The 22,752-nt window shown below is 61.0% G+C and carries 18 protein-coding genes and 3 tRNA genes; 8 read left to right on the top strand and 13 right to left on the bottom strand.

The window, feature by feature from the left end; genetic code table 11:
* Positions 1-383 precede the first annotated feature (383 nt).
* Positions 384-578 (top strand): hypothetical protein, encoded by a 195-nt coding sequence (locus tag ABR948_RS03660; RefSeq protein ID WP_428114075.1) that lies wholly within the window; start codon positions 384-386, stop codon positions 576-578.
* Between the two features lie 212 nt (positions 579-790).
* On the opposite strand, the gene ABR948_RS03655 is transcribed toward ABR948_RS03660, so the two are convergent.
* Positions 791-867, bottom strand: a tRNA-Asp gene (locus ABR948_RS03655).
* 225 nt (positions 868-1,092) lie between these two features.
* Between ABR948_RS03655 and ABR948_RS03650 the strand changes: the two genes are divergently transcribed.
* Positions 1,093-1,392 (top strand): HU family DNA-binding protein, encoded by a 300-nt coding sequence (locus tag ABR948_RS03650; RefSeq protein ID WP_424615548.1) that lies wholly within the window; start codon positions 1,093-1,095, stop codon positions 1,390-1,392.
* Positions 1,393-1,498: 106 nt separating this feature from the next.
* Positions 1,499-2,755, top strand: a complete 1,257-nt coding sequence (pepT, locus tag ABR948_RS03645; protein WP_428114084.1) for a peptidase T — start codon at positions 1,499-1,501, stop codon at positions 2,753-2,755.
* A gap of 7 nt (positions 2,756-2,762) precedes the next feature.
* Here pepT and ABR948_RS03640 read toward each other — a convergent pair whose 3' ends face one another.
* From ABR948_RS03640 to ABR948_RS03610, 7 genes are all read right to left on the bottom strand, one after another.
* Positions 2,763-3,623, bottom strand: a complete 861-nt coding sequence (locus ABR948_RS03640) for a class I SAM-dependent methyltransferase (RefSeq protein ID WP_428114074.1) — start codon at positions 3,621-3,623, stop codon at positions 2,763-2,765.
* Between the two features lie 112 nt (positions 3,624-3,735).
* Positions 3,736-3,812, bottom strand: a tRNA-Val gene (locus tag ABR948_RS03635).
* A 105-nt stretch (positions 3,813-3,917) separates the two neighbouring features.
* The gene (lon, locus tag ABR948_RS03630; RefSeq protein ID WP_428114073.1) at positions 3,918-6,344 is read right to left on the bottom strand and encodes an endopeptidase La; all 2,427 of its coding nucleotides are present in this window, start codon (positions 6,342-6,344) and stop codon (positions 3,918-3,920) included.
* Between the two features lie 308 nt (positions 6,345-6,652).
* Positions 6,653-7,927 carry an ATP-dependent Clp protease ATP-binding subunit ClpX gene (gene clpX / locus ABR948_RS03625; RefSeq protein ID WP_027537232.1) on the bottom strand — a complete coding sequence of 425 codons (1,275 nt, stop codon included), beginning with the start codon at positions 7,925-7,927 and terminating at the stop codon, positions 6,653-6,655.
* 443 nt (positions 7,928-8,370) lie between these two features.
* The gene (locus ABR948_RS03620; RefSeq protein WP_428114072.1) at positions 8,371-9,003 is read right to left on the bottom strand and encodes an ATP-dependent Clp protease proteolytic subunit; all 633 of its coding nucleotides are present in this window, start codon (positions 9,001-9,003) and stop codon (positions 8,371-8,373) included.
* 271 nt (positions 9,004-9,274) lie between these two features.
* The gene (gene tig / locus ABR948_RS03615; protein ID WP_428114071.1) at positions 9,275-10,636 is read right to left on the bottom strand and encodes a trigger factor; all 1,362 of its coding nucleotides are present in this window, start codon (positions 10,634-10,636) and stop codon (positions 9,275-9,277) included.
* 168 nt (positions 10,637-10,804) lie between these two features.
* Positions 10,805-10,889 (bottom strand) — tRNA-Leu (locus ABR948_RS03610).
* A 187-nt stretch (positions 10,890-11,076) separates the two neighbouring features.
* On the opposite strand from ABR948_RS03610, the gene ABR948_RS03605 reads away from it, so the two are divergent.
* Complete coding sequence (locus ABR948_RS03605) at positions 11,077-12,408, top strand: multicopper oxidase family protein (RefSeq protein WP_428114070.1); 1,332 nt, start codon at positions 11,077-11,079, stop codon at positions 12,406-12,408.
* Positions 12,409-12,422: 14 nt separating this feature from the next.
* Here the strand turns inward: ABR948_RS03605 and ABR948_RS03600 are convergent, their stop codons facing one another.
* Positions 12,423-13,922 carry an NAD(P)H-hydrate dehydratase gene (locus ABR948_RS03600; protein WP_428114069.1) on the bottom strand — a complete coding sequence of 500 codons (1,500 nt, stop codon included), beginning with the start codon at positions 13,920-13,922 and terminating at the stop codon, positions 12,423-12,425.
* A gap of 363 nt (positions 13,923-14,285) precedes the next feature.
* Between ABR948_RS03600 and ABR948_RS03595 the strand changes: the two genes are divergently transcribed.
* Positions 14,286-14,624 carry a P-II family nitrogen regulator gene (locus tag ABR948_RS03595; RefSeq protein ID WP_213741013.1) on the top strand — a complete coding sequence of 113 codons (339 nt, stop codon included), beginning with the start codon at positions 14,286-14,288 and terminating at the stop codon, positions 14,622-14,624.
* A gap of 130 nt (positions 14,625-14,754) precedes the next feature.
* A complete protein-coding gene (gene glnA / locus ABR948_RS03590; RefSeq protein ID WP_428114068.1) occupies positions 14,755-16,164 on the top strand; it encodes a type I glutamate--ammonia ligase in 1,410 nt (469 codons plus the stop codon).
* A gap of 102 nt (positions 16,165-16,266) precedes the next feature.
* Here glnA and ABR948_RS03585 read toward each other — a convergent pair whose 3' ends face one another.
* Positions 16,267-17,334, bottom strand: a complete 1,068-nt coding sequence (locus ABR948_RS03585) for an ABC transporter substrate-binding protein (protein ID WP_428114067.1) — start codon at positions 17,332-17,334, stop codon at positions 16,267-16,269.
* A 107-nt stretch (positions 17,335-17,441) separates the two neighbouring features.
* On the bottom strand, positions 17,442-18,587 hold the full coding sequence (locus ABR948_RS03580; protein WP_428114066.1) for a sensor histidine kinase: 1,146 nt from the start codon (positions 18,585-18,587) through the stop codon (positions 17,442-17,444).
* A gap of 754 nt (positions 18,588-19,341) precedes the next feature.
* On the opposite strand from ABR948_RS03580, the gene ABR948_RS03575 reads away from it, so the two are divergent.
* Positions 19,342-19,638: a hypothetical protein gene (locus ABR948_RS03575; protein ID WP_428114065.1), complete on the top strand. Its 297-nt coding sequence runs from the start codon at positions 19,342-19,344 to the stop codon at positions 19,636-19,638.
* Positions 19,639-19,690: 52 nt separating this feature from the next.
* Here ABR948_RS03575 and ABR948_RS03570 read toward each other — a convergent pair whose 3' ends face one another.
* Together ABR948_RS03570 and ABR948_RS03565 are read right to left on the bottom strand one after the other, a co-directional pair.
* A complete protein-coding gene (locus ABR948_RS03570) occupies positions 19,691-20,461 on the bottom strand; it encodes a gamma-glutamyl-gamma-aminobutyrate hydrolase family protein (RefSeq protein WP_428114064.1) in 771 nt (256 codons plus the stop codon).
* A 107-nt stretch (positions 20,462-20,568) separates the two neighbouring features.
* On the bottom strand, positions 20,569-21,210 hold the full coding sequence (locus tag ABR948_RS03565) for a TetR/AcrR family transcriptional regulator (protein WP_428114063.1): 642 nt from the start codon (positions 21,208-21,210) through the stop codon (positions 20,569-20,571).
* A gap of 92 nt (positions 21,211-21,302) precedes the next feature.
* Here ABR948_RS03565 and ABR948_RS03560 point away from each other — a divergent pair, with 92 nt between their 5' ends.
* Positions 21,303-22,724, top strand: coding sequence for an amidohydrolase family protein (locus tag ABR948_RS03560; protein WP_428114062.1), 1,422 nt, complete (start codon positions 21,303-21,305; stop codon positions 22,722-22,724).
* Positions 22,725-22,752: the final 28 nt, after the last annotated feature.

The raw sequence follows: 22,752 nt of genomic DNA, 5'->3' as shown, positions 1-22,752 counted from the left end.
GCGCAGCGCAACAGAGGGCGCAAGACAAGCTATCTTGACGGCTCCGCCTCGTCCCAGACGCGGCGGGAAAACTCGGGATCACCTGGCAACATGAGGTGCCGGCGACCCTATCCCCTGTGGTGAGGACCGCCGCTCGCCAACACCGCCTTTATCTCCCGGCGCGATCCGGCGCCGCCCCTGCCATCGGACCTTCCGCCGCCCCGATCGGCCCAACCACGATCGGCCGCCGCATAGCACGGAAACGCCCTCCTCCATGGCCGGCAGGAAAACCGCCTGAAAGACGCCCACGAAACCATTTTGGGGAACCCACGAAACCGGCCGGAAACACACGGGGGGTAAATCTGTCGTCAATAAAGCGGCGACAGAGGCGCCAGGAGGCTTCCATGAACCATTCAATTCACTCGGCGGACCGTGCGACCCACCTGAAGATCGTGGTCGTGGCGCTGGTAGCTGGCATTGCGGTCGCGGGTTTCGGCATCTCCGCCCGCACCGGTTCGGATTACAGCCAGACCGCTCATGTCATTAAGGCGGGCAAGCCCGTGACCGTAACCAGTTCGGATGCATCCATCGTTCGCTAGGCCGCCCCCCAACGTCCTGGCGATGCGAAGTAAGGCCGCCCCTCCCCAGGGCGGCCTTTTGCTTTGGAGCTTTGCAGGGCGCCAGATTTTCTCGGGGGCAGTACCAACCGCATCGCCCGAATGCCTTCGGCCAATCATGATCGCGCCACCATAGATCGGCGGGCGGAAATCTGGAAAATGCGGCGTATGCAGGCGCTAAGCCATTGAAATAATGGCGCGAGAGACGGGACTCGAACCCGCGGCCTCCGCCGTGACAGGGCGGCGCTCTAACCAACTGAGCTACTCCCGCGGACGTCGAAATCAGAGACTGATCCGCACAGGAATGAGGACTTAAAGGGGCGACCTAGCCAAGTCAAGGTTGTTGCGAATCCCCTTGCCAGTCGGGCATTTTTGCGATGTCGATGCAAAAAATAGGCTGTTTGCAGGCAAAACAGCGTAGGCACGCCGGGTCCGAATCATTTAAGGCCTGCTACGTCTTAGGTTCCTAAGCCATCAACAACGAGGAGGGCCAAATATGGCGAAGAAGGCAGCGACCCCGACCACCGTCACGCTCAAGCATCTCGCCGCGGCAATCGCCGACGAGCAGGAGTTGTCCAAGAAGCAGGCGGAAGCGATTCTGAACGATCTGGTCGGTCGCATCACCAAGCATCTGAAGAAGGGCGAGCGCATCCGTATCGTCGGTCTTGGCATCCTGCAGGTGCGCAAGCGCGCCGCCCGCATGGGCCGCAACCCCGCCACCGGCGAAGCGATCCATATCAAGGCCAGCAAGAAGGTCGCCTTCCGCGCAGCCAAGGAATTGAAGGAAGCCGTCTGATAGGACGCGTTTTCCAATCCTGACCTTGCGTCATCCCGGCATACGCGGCTCCCCGGGATGACGCTTCAATCACAGCTTAAGCTTCCCTGTCTTACACACGGTTTGGATTGTGGCTTCGCTCCCAGGGTTCACCCACACCGTAACCGAGCGCTTTCTGCGCTATGTGGTCATCGACACCCAGTCGGACCCGGCGTCCCCGACCTGCCCCTCCACGGAAAAGCAAAAAGTGCTGGGGGCCCTGCTCGCGCGCGAGTTGCAGGCGATGGGAATTCGTGACGCGCATCTCGACGAACTCGGCTATGTCTACGCGACCATCCCGGCCAATACGGACAAGCCAGTCGCGGTCATCTGCTTCTGTTCGCATATGGACACCTCGCCCGACTGTACCGGCGCCAACGTCAAGCCTCAGATCGTCAGGGATTACCGCGGCGGCGACATCGTGTTGCCGGCCGATCCCACCCAAGTCATCCGTGCCGCGGATCATCCAGCACTGGCCGACCAGATCGGCAACGACATCATTACCACTGACGGCACCACGCTGCTCGGCGCCGACAACAAGGCCGGCCTCGCCGAAATCATGGATGCCGCGCAGTTCCTGATCGACAACCCGCAGATCAAGCACGGCACGATCAAGATCCTGTTCACGCCCGACGAGGAGATCGGCCGCGGCGTCGACAAGGCCGACCTCAAGAAACTCGGCGCCGATTTCGCCTATACGATCGATGGCGAAACCGCTGGGAATATCGAGGACGAAACCTTCTCCGCCGATGGCGCGACCCTTACCATCGAAGGCGTCAGCACCCATCCCGGCTTTGCCAAGGGCAAGATGGAGCACGCAATCAAGATCGCGGCCGCCATCGTCGACCGCCTGCCCAAACATACCTGCTCGCCCGAAACCACCGAAGGCAAGGAAGGATTTCTGCATCCGATCGGCATCTCAGGCGCGCTGGAAAAGGCGACGCTGAGCTTCATCGTGCGCGATTTCATCGACGCGGGACTGCAAGAGAAGGAAGTCCTGCTGGAAAATATCGTCAAGGAGGTGATGCGGGACTTTCCGCATTCATCATACCGGCTGGAAATCAAGCCGCAGTACCGCAACATGAAGCAGGTGATCGACCGCTACCCCGAGATCATCGACAATGCGATGGAAGCGATCCGGCGCGCCGGCCTCACGCCGATAAAGACATCCATCCGCGGCGGTACCGATGGCTCGCGGCTGTCCTTCATGGGACTGCCCTGCCCCAATATATTCGCAGGCGAGCACGCGTTCCATTCGCGGCTGGAATGGGTCAGCCGGCAGGACATGGAAAAAGCCGTGCAGACCATCGTCCATCTCGCGATGATCTGGGAAGAGCGCGCCTGAGGTGTTTTCAGGAGGCGCGCGCGGTAACGATCCAGATCGATGCGGGAAGCGGCACCGTCTCGCCCTTGGCGAAGGTCGACAGCACCTCGCGGATCGAATTGGTCGCAGCTGCACGAACGTCCGCCGGATGGCCTTCCAGCGCGCGGCTGGCCGGACCGATTTCCAGCGCGCTCTGCACCGCCGCATCGAGGCCGCGCCCGATCGCGACATCGAGCGCCAGATTATGCGGCTCCATCGCAATCCCGGTGAACCCGGCTTCGCCCAGGATACGGTGGACGCGCGCCTCCGAGGCGAACGAGAACGGTCCGGGATCTTCCGGCCCTTGCTGCGGCATTTTCGGGACGTGTTTGTAGACAGCCTGGAGTGGCGCCATGAAAAACGGATTTTCGCGCGGTTCGCGCCAGCAGGCGAACGCCAGCCTCCCCGACGGCCGCAACGCCTTGCGCATGTTCGCAAACGAGCGCGAGGGCTCCGCGAAGAACATCACGCCGAACCGCGAGGCCAATAGATCAAAGCTTGCGGGATCGAAGGGATAGACAGTCGCATCCGCCAGCGCAAAAACAACCGGCAACTCCTTGGGCGCACTCGCGCGCGCCCGGGCCAGCATCGGGCCCGATATGTCGATACCGAACACATGACCCGACGATCCGACCTGCTGCGCGAAGGCGATGCTGGTGGCGCCACTGCCGCAACCGACGTCGATGATCCGCTCGCCGGCCTTCGGCTTCGCGCGATCGATCAGCGTGTCGGCGATCGGCTTCAGCAGGATATCCTGCGCCTGTTGCCGATCGGCCCAGCGCTGGCCGCCTGGTCCATTCCAGTAGGCGATCTGGTCGGCGTTTTGCTCGTGGCCTATCGGGGATTCCATGGAATGAAAATCTCGGTTGCGGAACGTCCGCCTTCGTTGCTTCGCAACTTCGGCGCGACAGCCTTCGCTCTCCGAGCCTGGCTTGCCGAGCCGAAGCTCGAAGAGCGAAGGCTGGTAGGCGGCGAGAGATTCGAACTCCCGACCCTCTCGGTGTAAACGAGATGCTCTAACCAGCTGAGCTAGCCGCCCTCGCCCTCTGTTTAACGCCACCGCACCATCTGGCGCAAGCCGGGCGTCGCCTCATAAAAAAGCGGCGCCCCCGAGGGAACGCCGCCTTTTCAATGTTGGGTAGGTTCAGTGCGCCGTCAGGCCACCGGACGCTTCATCCGTGGCATCCGGCTTGACCGGTACCTTGGTGTCCTCTTCCCAGATAATCGGCACCGGCGGCCGCACCAGGGCCTTGGAAATCACGTCGTCCAGGCGAGCCACCGGAATGATCTCCATGCCGCCCTTGATCGCATCGGAAATCTCCGTGAGATCCTTGGCGTTGTCCTCGGGGATCAGCACCGTCTTGATGCCGCCGCGCGCGGCCGCCAGCAGCTTCTCCTTCAAGCCGCCGATCGGCAGGACCCGTCCCCGCAGCGTGATCTCGCCGGTCATGGCGACATCATGCCGGATCGGGATGCCGGTCATGATCGACACGATCGCGGTCGCCATCGCCACGCCGGCCGACGGGCCATCCTTCGGGGTCGCCCCCTCCGGCACGTGAACGTGGATATCGCGCCGATCGAACAAGGGCGGCTCGATGCCGAAGCCGACGGCGCGCGAGCGGACGTAAGACGCCGCCGCCGAAATCGACTCCTTCATCACGTCGCGCAGATTGCCCGTGACGGTCATCTTGCCCTTGCCGGGCATCATGACGCCTTCGATGGTGAGCAGCTCGCCACCGACATCGGTCCACGCCAGGCCGGTGACAATGCCGACCTGATCGTCGGTCTCGATCTCGCCGTAGCGGTACTTCGGCACACCCAGAAACTCTTCCAGAGTTTTCTCGGTGACCTTGACCGACTTCTTCTTGGACATCATCAGCTCCTTCACCGCCTTGCGGGCCAGTGTCGAAAGCTCACGCTCCAGGTTACGTACGCCCGCTTCGCGGGTGTAGCGCCGGATCATCAAGAGCAGCGCGTCGTCGTCGATCGACCATTCCTTCGAATCCAGGCCATGCTTGGAGATCGCGTTCGGGATCAGATGCTTGCGCGCGATCTCGACCTTCTCGTTCTCGGTATAGCCGGCGATCCGGATGATCTCCATGCGGTCCATCAGCGGCCCCGGAATATTCAGCGTATTCGCGGTCGTGATAAACATCACGTTGGATAGATCGTAATCGACCTCAAGATAGTGATCGTTGAAGGTCGAATTCTGCTCGGGGTCGAGGACCTCAAGCAGCGCCGATGACGGATCGCCGCGGAAATCGGCGCCCATCTTGTCGATCTCGTCCAGCAGAAACAGCGGATTCGAGGTCTTCGCCTTGCGCATCGACTGGATGATCTTGCCGGGCATCGAACCGATATAGGTGCGGCGGTGACCGCGGATCTCGGCCTCGTCGCGCACGCCGCCGAGCGACACGCGAACGAATTCGCGTCCCGTCGCCTTCGCGATCGACTTGCCGAGCGAGGTCTTGCCGACGCCGGGAGGGCCAACCAGGCACAGGATCGGTCCGGTCAGCTTGTTGGCGCGTGACTGCACCGCGAGATACTCGACAATGCGGTCCTTGACCTTCTCAAGCCCGTAATGGTCGTTATCGAGCGTGGACTGCGCCGCGACCAGATCCTTCTTGACCTTGGACTTCTTGTTCCACGGGATCGACAACAGCCAATCCAGATAGTTGCGCACCACCGTGGCCTCCGCGGACATCGGCGACATCTGGCGCAGCTTCTTTAATTCGTGCTGCGCCTTCTCGCGTGCTTCCTTGGAGAGCTTGGTCTTGGCAATCTTCTCTTCCAGATCGGCCAACTCGTCACGGCCTTCGTCGTCGCCGAGTTCCTTCTGGATCGCCTTCATCTGCTCGTTGAGATAATATTCGCGCTGCGTCTTCTCCATCTGGCGCTTGACGCGCGAGCGGATCCGCTTCTCGACCTGCAGCACCGAAATTTCGCTCTCCATCAGCCCGAGCACCTTCTCCAGGCGCGCGGTGACCGACAACGTCTCCAGGATCGCCTGCCGATCCGCGATCTTGACGGCCAGATGCGAGGCCACGGTGTCGCCGAGCTTGGCGAAATCCGTGATGGCCTGCACCACGCCGACGACTTCGGCGGAGATCTTCTTGTTCAGCTTCACATAGCTCTCGAAGTCCGACACCACCGAGCGCGACAGAGCCTCGGCCTCGACGGAGGTCGCATCGGTATCGGCAAGCGCGGTCGCAGTGGCTTCGTAGTATTCAGCGCGGCCGGTATATTTCTGCACACGGGCGCGCTCAAGCCCCTCCACCAGCACCTTCACGGTACCGTCGGGCAATTTGAGCAGTTGCAGCACGCTCGCCAGCGTGCCGGTCTCGTAAATCGAATCCGGGGTCGGATCGTCATCCGAGGCGTTCTTCTGCGTCGCGAGCATGATCAAGGCGTCATTCTTCATGACCTCCTCGAGCGCGCGGATCGATTTCTCGCGACCGACGAACAGCGGCACGATCATGTGCGGGAAAACGACGATGTCGCGCAGTGGCAGCACCGGATAAGAATGGCTTTCGCCGTGAACGATAGATGGCCGGGGTTTTGGGGTCGTCATGGCCTTTTCCTTTTGTTGTGCCCCCTTGCACGCAGTCCGCTTTGTGCGCAACCGCCACAAGGTGCCGAGATGCTCCGGGATCGTGTGGCCGCGTCTGGCCGGCGTCCCGGATCGTTGTTACGGCGAATCTCAAACCAGATTTATCACCGCCGACAGCATTAGGTGGCTATCGACCATGGAGGTGTCAAGTCGCTGAAAAAGGCCCGCCAATTGGGGCTAAACGCGGCGAACGATCTGCACAAACACGGCCGCCGAAAGGCCCGGCAGCCGTCTTCACCCGATACGCTGTTCGCCGGCGGCTGATACGATCAGGCGCTGGCGCTGCTTTCCACGGCGCGGTCGGAACGGTCGGCGTAGATGTAGAGCGGGCGAGCCGTCCCCTCCACCACTTCGCGCGAGATCACGACCTCTTCGACCCCTTCCAGACCCGGAAGATCGAACATGGTTTCAAGCAGTATGCTTTCGAGAATCGAGCGCAGGCCGCGCGCGCCGGTCTTGCGTTCGATCGCCTTGCGGGCGACCGCACCAAGCGCTTCGTCGGCGAAGGTCAGCTCGATGTTCTCCATCTCGAACAGCCGCTGATACTGCTTCACCAGCGCGTTCTTCGGATCGGTCAGAATCTTCTTCAGCGAAGCTTCGTCGAGATCCTCCAGCGTCGCGACCACCGGCAGGCGGCCGACGAATTCGGGGATCAGGCCGTACTTCAGCAGATCCTCAGGCTCGACGTGACGGAAGATTTCGCCGGTACGGCGATCTTCCGGCGCCAGCACCTGGGCGGCGAAACCGATCGAGGTCGAACGTCCCCGCGCGGAGATGATCTTCTCGAGGCCCGAGAAGGCGCCGCCGCAGATGAAGAGAATGTTGGTGGTATCGACCTGCAGGAACTCCTGCTGCGGATGCTTGCGGCCGCCTTGCGGCGGAACCGACGCAACCGTGCCTTCCATGATCTTCAGCAGCGCCTGCTGCACGCCTTCGCCGGACACGTCCCGGGTGATCGACGGATTGTCGGATTTGCGGCTGATCTTGTCGATCTCGTCGATATAGACGATGCCGCGCTGCGCGCGCTCGACATTATAGTCGGCCGACTGCAGCAGCTTCAGGATGATGTTCTCGACGTCTTCGCCGACATAGCCGGCTTCGGTCAGGGTCGTCGCATCGGCCATCGTAAACGGCACGTCGAGAATCCGCGCCAGCGTCTGCGCCAGCAGCGTCTTGCCCGAACCGGTCGGTCCGATCAGCAGGATGTTCGACTTCGCCAGTTCGACATCGTTGTGCTTGGTCTGGTGATTGAGCCGCTTGTAGTGATTGTGGACGGCAACCGACAGCACCTTCTTGGCGTGGCTCTGGCCGATGACGTAATCGTCGAGGACCTTGCAGATTTCCTTCGGGGTCGGAATGCCGTCACGCGACTTCACCAGCGAGGATTTGTTCTCCTCGCGGATGATGTCCATGCACAGCTCAACGCATTCGTCGCAGATGAATACGGTGGGGCCCGCGATCAATTTACGGACTTCATGCTGGCTCTTGCCACAGAACGAGCAATACAGCGTGTTCTTGGAGTCGCTGGTGCCGACCTTACTCATTCTTATCTCCGTCCGCCGTTCGATCCCGTACGCTCGATCGCCCTATTCCGGGAATTACCGGCACAGAGTTCTAGATAGAGCAAAATCCGTACCAAAAAAGACCCTACGCTCTAGATGCCACACGAATCGCGGTTCATTCGAATCTCCCGCGAGCATAACCTATTCGACCTAGCCAACCATGGTCGCACCCGACTATCAAGAATTCGCTAATCAGGCGGCCATCCGATATCCGTGACAATACCGTGATTTGCGGCTTTCGCACGGGGCGGAATGGTCGAAATCGGCCCGGCGTTGCGCGATTGCCACGCTTTCAGACCAGCACGAAAGCGGAACTTTCTGCCCGGGCGGGGCAAAAAGGCGCTGCCGGCCGGCCAGAAACGCCGTCGGCGGCAACGGTTAACCGTCTGTTCGACCGTAATTCGACCGTCGCCGGACCGCCAATATCAGGGGGTTTTCGCCGTCGGCTCTTCCGAACGCTTGTCGATGACCTTGTCCACAATCCCGAAATCGCGGGCCATCTCGGCGGTGAGGAACTTGTCGCGTTCCAGCGCATCCTCGATCGCCTTGAAGGTCTGACCGGTGTGCTTCACGTAGATTTCGTTGAGCCGCTTCTTGAGGTTCAGGATTTCCTGGGCGTGCAGCATGATGTCGGTGGCCTGGCCCTGGAACCCGCCGGAAGGCTGGTGCACCATGATTCGCGAATTCGGCAGCGAGAAGCGCATGTCCTTGTGGCCTGCGGCCAGCAGCAGCGAGCCCATCGAGGCAGCCTGCCCGGTGCAAAGTGTCGACACCGGCGGACGGATGAATTGCATCGTGTCGTAGATCGCAAGGCCCGACGTCACCACCCCGCCCGGCGAGTTGATGTACATCGAAATCTCCTTCTTCGGATTCTCGGCTTCGAGAAACAGAAGCTGGGCGACGGTCAGCGTCGACATGCCATCCTCGACCGGTCCGGTCACAAAGATGATTCGTTCTTTGAGCAGGCGCGAAAAAATGTCGTAGGCACGCTCGCCGCGGTTGGTCTGCTCGACCACCATCGGCACGAGGTTCATGTAGGTTTCCACCGGATCGCGCATTAGTCACCCAAGGGTTAGTAGACAAGTTGGCGGAAGCGAACATCCATCGGCAAGCCAGAACGAGCTGAAATTTGCCGGGCACGGACGAACGTCCCGTGATGCAGGACTTAAAAGACAGGGCTCACAGATATGGGCCATTTCTCCGGTGACAAGACCGGAGCCAATACGAGCTTAATCCGCCGCAGTTGAAGCTGATTCGCACAGCCCCGCATAGCGACGCACACCGCCGCCATGCGCCTTTCGCTGCGCATCCTTAACGCCGGCTAACTGGTCAGGCGGCGCTCTTCTCCGCCTCGTCGTCCTTGTAGAGCTCCTCGCGCGTCACCTTCTTTTCGGTCACGTTGGCGAGCTCGAGGATGAAATCGACGACCTTGTCTTCATAGATCGGCGCGCGAAGCTGGGCCAGCGCATTGGCATTGTTGCGATAGAAGTCCCAGACTTCCTTCTCGCGACCGGGCATCTGGCGCGCGCGCTCGATGACCGCACGACTGACTTCATCGTCGGTGACCGTGATCTTGTTCCTCTCGCCAATCTCGGACAGCACAAGACCGAGCCGGACGCGGCGATCGGCGATCTTGTGGTACTCCTCCCGGGCCGCCTCTTCCGTGGTGTTCTCATCGGCGAAGGTCTTGCCGCCGGACTCCATCTCGGACTGGATCGATTTCCACATCTGGTCGAATTCTTCTTCAACCAGCGATGGCGGCGCCTCGAAGCGGTGGGTCTCATCGAGACGGTCCAGCAGCGTCCGCTTGACCCGCTGGCGCGTGGCGCCGGCGAATTCGGACGCCAGCCGCTCGCGTGCGGCTTCCTTCAGCTTGTCGAGCGATTCCAGGCCGAGCGTCTTGGCAAACTCGTCGTCAACAACGGTTTCCTGCGCCGCTTCCACCAAAGACGCCGATGTCTCGAACTCGGCGGCCTGGCCGGCCAGCTTCTCGCTGCCGTAATTCTTCGGGAAGCTCACTTTGAGGGTGCGGGTTTCGCCCGCTGCAATGCCGATCAGCTGCTCCTCGAAGCCGGGAATGAAGGTATTCGAGCCGATCGTCACCGGCATGTCTTCGCCGGCACCGCCCTCGAACGGCGTGCCGTCGATTGAGCCCTTGAAGGAGATCGTGACCCGATCCCCAGTTTCGGCCTTGGCGCCTTCGCCCTTGGCGGCGAAGGTTCTGTTCTGTTCGGCGATACGCTTGATGGCCTCGTCGACCTCGGCGTCGGTCACATCAGCCACCGGTTTCTCGACCGTAAAGCTCTTGAAATCGGCGAGCTGGATCACAGGCACGACTTCGATCGCCACCGTATAGGTGAGGTCGGATTTCCCGGCGAGGATGTCCTCGACGGCTTTTTCCTCGGTCGGCATCGTGACCTTGGGCTCGGTCGCCAGACGGAACCCGCGCTCGGTGAAGAGTTGCGAGTTGGTGTCGCGGATCGTCTGATCGATGGTTTCGGCCATGACCGAGCGGCCATACACTTTTTTGAGATGGCTCACCGGCACCTTGCCGGGACGAAATCCGTTGAGACGGACCTTGTCCTTGAGGTCCACCAGACGGGCGTCCGCCTTGGCATCGAGGTCCGATGCGGGAACGCTGATCTGGAATTCGTGCTTCAATCCCTCGGCGAGGGTTTCTGTGACCTGCATGGCGTCAATCTTCTTCCCGCTTGGTCCGGCCTAACAGGCTCGGACATTGTCAATCTGGTCGACGCGCGGCCTGGAAGCCTGCGCCGGTGGTTCGGCGGACCGTTTCCCGGGGCAGACGCCCTTTGGAAATGGCCCTCCAGCAATCGTCATGCAAACGCTATCGGCGCTTGGTGCGGGCGGAGGGACTCGAACCCCCACAACTTTCGTCACTGGAACCTAAATCCAGCGCGTCTACCAGTTCCGCCACGCCCGCTGATAGCATCACGTCCGGCCGCGATGCCGCGAGCGGCGGGCTTATAACATGAGCCCACCGGTCCGCAGCAAAAAAATGGCCGTTTCGGAGCCTGCTCAAAAGCCTCCTTAAAGCCTGCTCAGAAGTCTCCTTGGACGTAGCTGCGGCAGCTGGACATATCCAGCAGAAAATGGTCCGCATCGATCCCATGGCAGATCGAATTTCCCGGTTGGGCCGACGCGAGCTGATGGCCGGATTGGGCGCCGTGGCCCTGAGCCAGGCGATGCCGCGAATGGCGGCCGCTCAAGGGCTCCCTTCGCTGAGGTTGCAGGCCAAGGCCGATGTTCTTGCCTTGCGTCCGGGACAGCCGGATACGCCGATATGGTCACTCCAGGACGCAAAGCCCGGCCCACGCTTCACGCGCGGTGACTCGGTTGAAATCACGCTCGGAAACGAACTGCCGGTGCCGACCATCCTGAACTGGCACGGGATCGAAGGTGTCCCGGCAGCCGAAGCGCTGACCGTACGGACCCGCCTCGCATCGAATGCCACGGAAAGCCTAGTGATTCCATTACGTCACGCCGGTACCCTCTTGTGTGACGTTCGACTGCTGGGCGACGGTCAGGCGCGGCCATCGCGGGCGTTGCCATTGATCGTCGGCGAGAGCGAGCCGGTCGCCGTCGACCGCGACGAGGTGTTTCTGGTCGAAGACTGGCGTCTGCGGCCGGACGGGTCCGCGATCGCCCCCGGCATCGACCCCAAGGACACGGTGCCGGTCTACACCGTCAACGGACTGACCATGCTCGATGTCCCCGTGCGGACCCATGAGCGCCTGAGGTTTCGCTTCATCAATGGCTTTCAGCGTAATGTTATTGCTATAAAAATGGAGAAACACGACGTTCGTGTCATGGCCCTTGACGGCCAGCCGAGCGAGCCGTTTTTGGCGCGCGACGGCACGCTGGTGCTGGCGCCGGGAACCCGCGTCGATGCCTTCGTCGACGCCACGGTGCCGCCGGGCTCGACATCGTCCATCCTGCTGCATGACGGCAAGGCGCCTCGTCCCATCGCACGGCTGGTCGCCTCACACGAGCCGCCGATCCGGGATGCGCCGCTGCCGGTGGCGGCGCCGCTGCCGTCCAATGGCCTTCCGGCGCGGCTCGACCTGAAGAACGCATTGCGGGTCGATTTGACGCTCAGTGGACGAACGCTCGGCGGACCATCAGCCGATTGGGCTGCGCCCGCGAGTTTCGCCAACTCGGCCGCCCCCGCCTTCCGGGCCGGGACCGGCCGCACCGTGGTACTGGCCCTGACCAATCGCGCCGATATGCCCGGGGTATTCCACCTCCATGGGCATCATTTCAGGCTGCTGGACCGGCTCGACGACGGCTGGAAGCCGTTCTGGCTGGATACGCTGGCGGTCGACGCCGGACAGACCCAGCGCATCGCCTTCGCCGCTGAGAATGCCGGACGCTGGCTGATGGAGTCTGTCGCGGCCGACTGGGCGGCGCCTCGATCGGTGCGCTGGTACAATGTCGAGTGAACGCTAAAGACGGCTCAATAGTCGACGCCGAACTCGTCATAGAGACGCCGAAACACCGCGGGCATGGTCTCCGGCAAATCTTCCGCGATCAAGCCGGGCCCCGCCTCGCGCGCGGCCTCGCCGTGCATCCAAACCCCGATGCAGGCGGCCTCGAACGCCGGGACGCCCTGTGCCAGCAGGCCCGATATCATGCCCGACAGCACGTCGCCGGCGCCGGCCGTGGCCAGCCAGGGCGGCGCGTTGGCGGCGATGGCGGCGCGCCCATCGGTTGACGCCACCACGGTATCCGGTCCCTTGAGCAGGACGATGGCGCCGGAGCGTTCGGCGGCTGCCCGCACCCGCTCGAGTTTGGAGCGCAGCGGATGCTTGTTGCTGATGTCGCTGAACAGCCGCGGAAATTCTCCCTCATGCGGCGTCAAAACCACCTGAGGGTCCGGCGATGCTTTGATCGCCTCAAACAGGTGATCGGGCGCCTCGGCAAAGCTGGTCAGTGCGTCCGCGTCCAGCACCAGGCTTCGTTTCGCGGACAGGGCGGTCAGGACCAGATCGCGGGTTCGCCCGCCAAGGCCGGCACCCGGGCCGATGACGCAGGTATTGAAGCGCTTGTCGGTCAATAATTCGGCGAACTCGACCACCGTATCGACGGCGCGAACCATCACCGCCGACAGCGCGGAGGCATTGACCGTGAGCGCATTGCGGGGCGATGCGAGCGTGACCAGCCCTGCTCCCGCCCGCAAACTCCCGCGCGCCGACAGCCGAGCCGCGCCCGTCGCAGCCATGTCGCCGGAGACGACAACCGCGTGGCCGCGGCTGTATTTATGGCCGTCGACCCGCGGCACCGGAAACCATTGGCGCCAAAACGCGGGAATGTTTTCGAAGGTCTGCGGCTGAATTTCTCCGAGTACATTCGGATTGATCCCGATATCGGCAACACGCACGCGACCGCAGTGAATCCGGCCCGGCAACAGCAAATGCGCCGGCTTGCGCCGGAAGAAGGTGACGGTCTCGGTCGCGTTGACCGCGACGCCCATGACGGCACCCGTGGTGCCGTTGACACCGCTCGGCAGATCAACGCTGAGGACGGGTGCGCCGTTGGCATTGATCGCTTCGATCATCTGTTGCGGCTCTCCCTTGACGCTTCGATCGAGACCGGCGCCGAACAGCGCATCGATGATCAGTGCCGGCCGGCCGATAGCTTGGGGATTGAACGGCAGAACCGGGTATTTCCAGCCCCGGGCCGCTGAAGCCGCGTCGCCCTGCAGGCTATCGCGCTCACACAGCAGGATGACCGAGACCTCGCGGCCCCGCGCTGCCAGTTCAGCCGCTGCCACAAAGCCGTCGCCGCCATTATTGCCGGGGCCGGCGACAACGACGATCGGCCCCTCCTCCACGAGGTTCATCGCGGCCTCGGCGACGGCCTGGCCCGCACTCAGCATCAGCGCGAAGCCCGGCGTACCGGCGGCAATGGCGAGCCGATCGGCACGCTCCATCTCAGCAGCGGTTAGAACTTCCATGCCAATCCCCTGTCAGAATCGCCTTTTCCTGAGGCATTTCTTGTTTCGTATGCAGTTCGACCTCGACGACTGCACGCCGATTGATCTAGTTGCCTATTTCCTAGGCTTGGGTATGGTGACGGCTTCGGTCTACCCCCCTGCGAATGCCCGTTAAAAGCCTGATAACATTTCGAAATCAGGCATCTTAACAACTTGGCATAGACCCTGCTTTTGAGGAAGCCAGCTCCGGATCATCGTGCTGACCGGTAAACGATAGATGTGTGCGTAGCCGCGCGCCGGGATAAACGATCGAATAGCTGCGCACCTCGCGCAATGTGGAAGCAACCCTGAAGTCCGAAATATGAAGTGCCCGGGAGGCGTTCAGTGAAAAAAATCGAAGCCATCATCAAGCCATTCAAGCTCGACGAGGTCAAAGAAGCGCTCCAGGAAGTTGGACTGCAAGGCATTACCGTCACCGAAGCCAAGGGGTTCGGGCGGCAAAAGGGCCATGCCGAGCTCTATCGCGGCGCCGAGTACATTGTAGACTTTCTTCCCAAGGTGAAGATCGAGATCGTGATCTCCGATGAGCTGGTCGATCGGGCGATCGACGCGATCAGGCGGGCGGCCCAGACCGGACGCATCGGCGACGGAAAGATCTTCGTATCCAACATCGAAGAGGCCATTCGGATCAGAACCGGGGAATCCGGGCTCGATGCCATTTGACCGGAACCTGCCGGCATTTTGATGCCGACACTCTGATATTGTATTGAACATCCCCCAATTGTATTGACCATTGTCCATGGTCGCTGGCCGCGGCCGGCTCAACACAACCAAAAATCCTAAGGGGGGATTCATGAAGACCGCCAAAGACGTCCTGAAATCAATCAAGGACAACGACGTGAAATACGTCGATCTGCGTTTTACCGACCCGCGCGGCAAGTGGCAGCATGTGACCTTCGACATCAGCATGATTGATGAGGAGATATTCGCTGAGGGAACGATGTTCGACGGCTCATCGATCGCCGGCTGGAAGGCGATCAACGAATCCGACATGTGCCTGATGCCCGATCCGGTCACCGCGACGATCGATCCGTTCTTCGCAGAAACCACCATGGTCATCACCTGCGACGTGCTGGAGCCGACCACGGGCGAGCCCTACAACCGCGACCCCCGCGGCATGGCCAAGAAGGCCGAGGCGATGGTCAAGTCGATGGGCGTCGGCGATACCGTCTTTTTCGGACCGGAAGCCGAATTCTTCGTGTTCGACGACGTCCGCTACCAGACCACCCCCTACAATACCGGCTTCAAGCTGGATTCGTCGGAACTGCCGATCAACTCGGACACCGAATATGAGGGCGGCAACCTCGGTCACCGCATCCGCACCAAGGCCGGCTACTTTCCCGTTCCGCCGCAGGATTCGGTGCAGGACATGCGCTCGGAAATGCTCGGCGCGATGGCCAAGATGGGCGTCAAGGTCGAGAAGCATCACCACGAAGTGGCATCCGCCCAGCACGAACTCGGCATGAAGTTCGACACGATGACGCTGATGGCCGACCAGATGCAGATCTACAAATACTGCATCCATCAGGTCGCCCACATCTACGGCAAGACCGCCACCTTCATGCCGAAGCCGGTCTATGGCGACAACGGCTCGGGCATGCATTGCCACCAGTCGATCTGGAAAGACGGCAAGCCGGTATTCGCCGGCAACAAATATGCCGACCTCTCGGAGACCTGCCTCTCCTACATCGCCGGCATCATCAAGCATGCCAAGGCGATCAATGCCTTCACCAACCCCTCGACCAACTCCTACAAGCGCCTGGTGCCGGGCTATGAAGCCCCGGTGCTGCTCGCCTACTCCGCGCGCAACCGCTCGGCATCGTGCCGGATTCCCTATACTTCCAATCCGAAGGCCAAACGCGTCGAGGTGCGTTTCCCCGATCCGATGGCCAATCCCTATCTCGGTTTTGCCGCGATGCTGATGGCCGGCCTCGACGGCGTCAAGAACAAGCTCGATCCGGGTCCGGCGATGGACAAGGACCTCTACGATTTGCCGAAGGAAGAGCTGAAGGCGATCCCGACGGTGTGCGGCTCGCTGCGCGAGGCGCTGGAGAATCTCGACAGGGATCGCGGCTTCCTCAAGAACGGCGGCGTGTTCGACGACGACTTCATCGACGCCTATATCGAGTTGAAGATGACCGAAGTGGCGCGCTATGAGATGACGCCGCATCCGGTCGAATTCGAAATGTATTATTCGCTGTGATGGATTGGCGGGATTTTCCCGCCAGCATCAGGACTTGAAAGCAAAAGGCGCTCCCGCGGGAGCGCCTTTTTTATTTCGATTGCCGCAATGAGCGTCGGTCGATCACACCCTGAAAACCTTGGAATAGCGCGCCTTTATCTCTTCGCTCGCCGCCTGCACCGCGGCCGGATCGGACTTCAGCAGTTTGAGGCTGGACATCGGCGTTTGTCCGTCTCTCGGCTTAACCTGTGCATGGAAGGAGCGATGGGCAAATTCGTTGACCAGCATCTGCTGAGCTTCCGCGCTGAAGAAGAAGCTCTGAAAAAGCCGCGCGGCATTTGGATTTGGTGCGTTCTGGAATACGCTGCAGGGAACAATGATCAGCGGTGACCCCTCCTGCGGATAAACCACTTCCACCGGCTTGCCCTGATCCTTGAACAGCACGAGATTGTAGTCGTTGCCGTCGGCCATCACCGCGCGCTCACCGAGCATGATTTTTTTCGGGGGATCGCCCGCCGATTGCACCTGCATCACCTTTTGCTGGGCTAGTTTTTCAAGATACGGCCAGCCCAAATCGCGTGCGAGCACGAAAGTCGTAGTCAGGACGGCGCCGCTGTAGCTGGGATGACCCTTGACGATTTTGCCTTGCCACTTCGGATCGAGCAGATCGGCGTAGCTCTTCGGCGCGTCCTCCGGTTTGACCAGACCGGTGTTGTAGCCGATCACCTCCAGCCACGCGCACGATGTGGCGTACATCCCGTCGGGATCGAACTGATCGGCGGGAAAATACTTCGCGACATCTTCAGGCAGATATGGCGCCAGCCAGCCGCTCTTTTTCCAGTCGAGATAATGCGACACATCGGTGCTGTTGGCGACATCTACGGCGTGAATGCCACTGTCCTGCTCCTGCGCGATACGCTGAAAAATCCGCTCGGCCCCCGAACGCTCGACCCGCACGGTAATTCCGGGATATTTGGCCTCGAACATCTTCCCCAGACGTTCGGCGACGTTCAGCTCGATGGCCGCGTAATAGGAAATCTTGCCTTCCTTGCGCGCGGCGTCGATCAAGGCCGGCGTGACCGCCGTCGGCGGTAGCGAGGCGGCTCGCAATGGCTGTGCGAAAAGCGCGCCGGCCACGGCTGCCGTCGATGCCTTAAGCACCTCACGCCTCGACCATTTCCGGTCCTGCACGGCATCCTCCCTGTGATGGCACGACCGTTGATCGGCCGCTCGCGATCAGTGTCTATAACCGACATTGACCGCGTGCCCAAGGATGCGGTGCATGATTGATCACCCCGTCATGCCGGCGCGACCAGCGAAGCCATCGGCACGTTCAATACGTACACAAATCCCGTCGCGTCATAGGCAAGTTTGACGGCGCCCTTTAATTGCTGTCCAAGCGTGCCGATCAGACGTGTTCCAAAGCTTTGCCTGGATGGCGCATGAACGGTCGGGCCATTTTTTTCGGACCACGTCAGATGCAACCGCTGCGCCGTTTCATCGATCTTCCAAACGATCTCGATGCGCCCCGCCGGTTCCGACAGCGCGCCGAATTTCGTGGTGTTGGTGCAGAGCTCATTGAGGGTCATGGCGAGAGCGATCACGGCTCCCGACGTTATCCTGATGTCGGGGCCCTGTATCGAGATTCTACCGGAACCGATGCTGACATAGGGCTCGGTTGCACCACGGATGGTATGTTCAAGACTTGCGTTGGCCCATCTCGCTTGCAACAGCAGATCATGCGCTCGTCCCAGCGCCACCAGCCGGCCTTCGATGGCGTGCTGACCGTGCTCGATGCTTGTTGCCGTCCGCAGACTCTGGGAAGCAATGGCGCTGACGGTCGCCAGCGTGTTCTTGATGCGGTGATGCAACTCCTCGAGAATAAGCTTCTGCAGTTTGTCGGCCGTTTCACGCTCCTTGGCATCGATGCCGGCCTGAGCAAGCAGTACCTTGGCATCGATACCGGCCTGCTCCAGCAGCAGGCGAAGGCTGTCATTTTCCGCAGTCAGGAATTCCTGCGTTGAACCGGGTGATCCCGGCCGGATCGCTTTGCCATTCGATTCCGGATGCGGGGCTGTCGCGATCAGCGCGGCGACATCCTTGGCGATTTTTAGCGCGCCATTGCCAATCATGTCCTGCAGTTCGGCAATCATTTGCTTCACGTCGAGCGGCTTTCCAAAGAAGCGGCTGTCGACAGGCTTGTCGTTGTCGGTCAATTTCAACTGGCCGGACACCAGAATGATCTTGATCAATGGCCAACGCTCATGGACGGCGTAAGCGAGCTTGAGGCCATCCATGCTTCCCGGCATCTGGATGTCCGTGAACAATAGTTCGATGTCGGAGCGGGATTCGAGGATCGCCAGCGCATCGTCGGCATTGATGGCTTCAACGGCGGTGAACCCCGCGTCCTCGACCATGTCCACCGCCCGCATCCGCAGCATCATTTCGTCTTCGACGACCAGAACAGCACGAAGAACGGGAGACTCGCTCGCAACCATAAGTGCCCGGCACTTTCATTTGGAGCCGTTGGGATTAGCTCGTGCCAGTTGCTCACTTATGGCTTCGAACGGTTCAGCCAATTCCACGCCTTTTGAGAATTGATGGTGTCGCGCGCAGAAGATCCCGCTGGGTTGGGGCGCGGCTACCAACAATCTCGGACGCATCGGGTTCCATGGTCGCAACTTAAATTTGAGGCGGTCTTTTCGCTGAAGCGCGCCGGAATTGAATTAAACAAAAATTATTGAACCATACCAATCGCTTACCGGCCAACACCACCCGGATTGCCTCGTCGCCTCGTTCCGCACCATCGCAGGCGACGGCTGGATAAACGGAGCTCGTCGTCATTCCCGTCCGGTGCGCAATTGAATTAGGATGTGTGAAAGAGCGGAGTTGAAAGCCGCCGTCGACCGCTCCGCCATCCAAATAGCGGTACCGGGAATGCCATTCGAGCAAACTTATCAGGGGGGTATCAGACAATGAACCGGACGAAATTGACCTGCATATCTTGTATCGCGCTCATGGTTGGGCTGGCTGTCACGTTCTTCCAGTCAAGCCGATCCAGCGCTTCGGGCCAAATTTAGCTACGATGGAATAGCTACTTGCGAAAACCCATCCGTTCAGAATCTTCCCATTCACGTGGAAGGAACTGGAACCCTAGATGTCGATCGTCATGCCTCCCTGGATGTAACCGGTAGCACCATGGGGATCTTCGTCAAGAAAGAGCATTACGATACGACTCTGGGAGGCAAACCCAGTGCTGCGGAGAATGGTGCGGCTTCAGTGCGGGTGATCGGAAGGCGTCATCTTCAAGCGATCCGGTATTATCCAAACAACAGCGTGATCGCCGATCTCTACGTGACAGGCAATTTGTGCACGATCAAGATTGACCACCGGCTGAACCGGGGCAAACGGCAATATACGTTCACCAATCCTCTGGGAGGTCTGGCCTATTGTGAACGTCCACGCACCGTCCACACATCCTGTGAACCAATTTGACGCCCTGCCCCGGCCGCGTATTGCCGCCTTACGGCACCGACGACCTCGGCAGCTATCCGCGATGCTTCTGCGCCAGTAGCGCTTCGCCGAACGCCTGAAACAAGGCGCGGTTGATGGGATTGCGTTGTGGATCGTACTCGGCGTGCCACTGCACGCCGAGTGCGAAGCCCGGCGCGTCGGCGATCCGGATCGCCTCGATCGTGCCGTCCTCTGCCGTGCCCTCGATAACCACCCGCTTGCCCGGCTCGAGGATGCCCTGGCCGTGCAGTGAATTGACGCGGATCGTCTCGCAACCGAGCAGCCGCGCAAAGGCGCCGCCGGGGACGAGGCTGACATCGTGACGGTCGGCGAAGATAACCTTGGGATCGGGATGGATTTCGCCATTTTCCAGCCGCGGCATCCGATGGTTCATGCGGCCGGGCAATTCGCGGATTTCGGGATGCAACGAGCCGCCAAAAGCGACGTTCATCTCCTGCAAGCCGCGGCAGATACCGAACAAGGGTACACCGCGGGCGACGCAAACTTCCGATAGCGCCAGCGCCACATCGTCACGGCGCAGATCGTAGGGTTCGTGCCGGGGGTCGGGTTCGGTGCGAAAATGCGTTGGGTGAACATTGGCACGGGCCCCGGTCAGCACGACGCCGTCGACCACGTCGAGCAACGCGCCGATATCGGTGATTTCGGGTGACGCCGCAAACATCAGCGGCAACGCGCCCGATACTTCGGCCACCGCGCGAAGATTTCGCTCACCGACCATCTGTGTGGCAAATCTGTTTTCGATGCGATAGGAATTTCCGATCACACCGACCACCGGCCTCCTCATCCCTGGCTTCCAATCCGCGTCGAATTCAGGGCTGGATCATGCCCCGCGGCCGGCTGCGGATCAACATGTTACGTCCCCTTCTTCCACTTCGCAGCCCTGCAAGAACCTCAGTCCAGCACTGCCAACTTGGCATCGAGATAGGCGCCAAGCACTGTCTTCAGTTCCTCCAGCAGCTTGCCGCGCTCCCCCGGCTTGCTTCGATCGAGGCTCGAGATCATGGCGCCGGTGATATCCGACCATGCGGCAAGCATACGACCGCGATCGTCCCTGGGCAGCTGTGGAAAGGCTTCGGCAAAGATGCGATCAAGGTGGCGGGTGAGCGTACGGCGAAGGTCCCGCGCCAGGCCATCGAATCGCACATGCGACTGACTGCCCGAAAACACGCATACGAAGGCCGACGCATCGGCCTGAATGCCGGCGATACCATCGACGAGTCTGGCTATGAAGGCCCGACGGTCCCGTGCGACGCCCGCCGCATCCAACTGCTCATTCGCAAGCCTGAGGATCCGCTCCTGAAACTGCTCGACCAACGCGGCAACGACATCGTCCTTGCCGTCAAAAAACTGATAGATCGAGCCTACTGGAACCTTCGCGCGCTCGGCTATCAGATTGGTCGAAAGGCCGTCGTACCCGACTTCGCCCAGCAATTCGCCGGCCGCTTTTAGAATCGCAGCCACACGCGCGCGGCTGCGCGCCTGGCTAGGCACCTTGCGCAGGCCACTGCGTTTTTCAATCAAAGCCTTCATCATCGCGGATCGCACCGGCAATTGACATAACATGAATATATGCTCATATTCATGTTGTCGCTGCAAACCTTGTGGCATATCCGGCGGGCCTTGCAATGGGCGTTCTTGACAGGCTCGGACTGCGGCGGCCGGGACCTCCGCCCTGTTCCGCCAGCGGGCAATTCCAAATCGCAGGCGTCACCGTCATCAACCCGATGCACGGTCGGCGTGCCGGCGCGACGATTGAAATCTCCGGCGGTTCGATCACGGGGATTTCCGACGCACAGACCCCGCTGCCGTCCGGATTTGCCGGATGCTTCGCTTTGCCCGGACTTGTCGACATGCACGTCCATTTGCCTCCGGACAATGCTTTGAAACTCACGCAAGGGGCGGCGCTGCTCTATCTGCGGCACGGCGTGACCAGCGTTCGCGACGCCGGCGATCTCGATGGAACGGCGGTGGCCGCGGCGCGAAGATCGAGCCGCCAAGGCGTTTATCCGGTGCCCCGGGTGATCTCGTGCGGGCCCTTTGTCGGCGCCGGCAAGGCTACCTTCAAGAACACCATCCTGCTGGCGGACGCGAGCGCGGCGGCGGCCGACGCGGCAGCCCGTCGCGTCAAGGCGGATGGCGCGAGCTTCATGAAATTCTATGAAGGATTGACCGAGCCGATGATCCGGTCGCTTGAAGGGGCATGTGCTAAACACGACCTCAGAATGATGGGTCATGTGCCCCGCGGAATGACGTACGAAGACGCGCGAATTGCCGAGGTACAGCATTTCTTCGGCGTCCCAGAGCCGGCAACGCTGGAGCGTGACACGCTCGTCAACCGCTCGTGCGATTGGCACGCCGTCGACGAACGGCGAATGGACGCTATTGTCGACGCGACCCTGAAATATGGCATCGCCAATACGCCAACGATCGTCACCAATCAAAAGATGCTTTGTTATCGGGATTTTGAAGCGACGCGCCGACAGCCCGAGATGTCAAAGGTGCCGCCGTTTTATCTCGACGTGGTCTGGCATCCCGAGCGAGGCCGCCCCGGTAACCGCATGCAACGCGATTATCTGGATCGGCAGGTGGCACCCGCAATCGCGAAGAAGCAGCAACTGGCAAAGAGGCTGTTCGACGCCGGCGCCCAACTGTATCTGGGAACCGACGTCGCCCAACCGTTCGTCATCCCGGGCGCCAGCCTGATCGAAGAAATGACATTGTTTATCGATGCCGGGATCCGCGTTGAGCAAGTCTGGCAGCTCGCGACGCGGGACGCCGGCGACCGGCTTGGCATCCGCGGCCTCGGACGAATCGAACCCGACGCGCCGGCCGATATCCTGTTGTTCCGGCGCGATCCGACGCAGACCATCGGCAACTTGTCGAGCCTTGAAGCCGTCGTCACGGCGGGCAAACTCTATCGCATCACCGATCTGGATCGCGCACTTCGATCGAGCCAGGCATATTTCGCTTCGCCACTGATCAAACCACTTGCGCGTCGTGGCGCCGAACGCGCATTGGCACGCGCCTTCGGAGGTGCTGGGGCCTGATTGCATCGGAATCCAGGCACCAGTCTTC

Origin of the sequence: Bradyrhizobium sp. (assembly GCF_050014615.1) — a bacterium.
GTDB lineage: Bacteria > Pseudomonadota > Alphaproteobacteria > Rhizobiales > Xanthobacteraceae > Bradyrhizobium.
The sequence above is the reverse complement of the archived record's forward strand: the minus strand, read 5'-3'. Positions and strand labels throughout refer to the sequence as shown.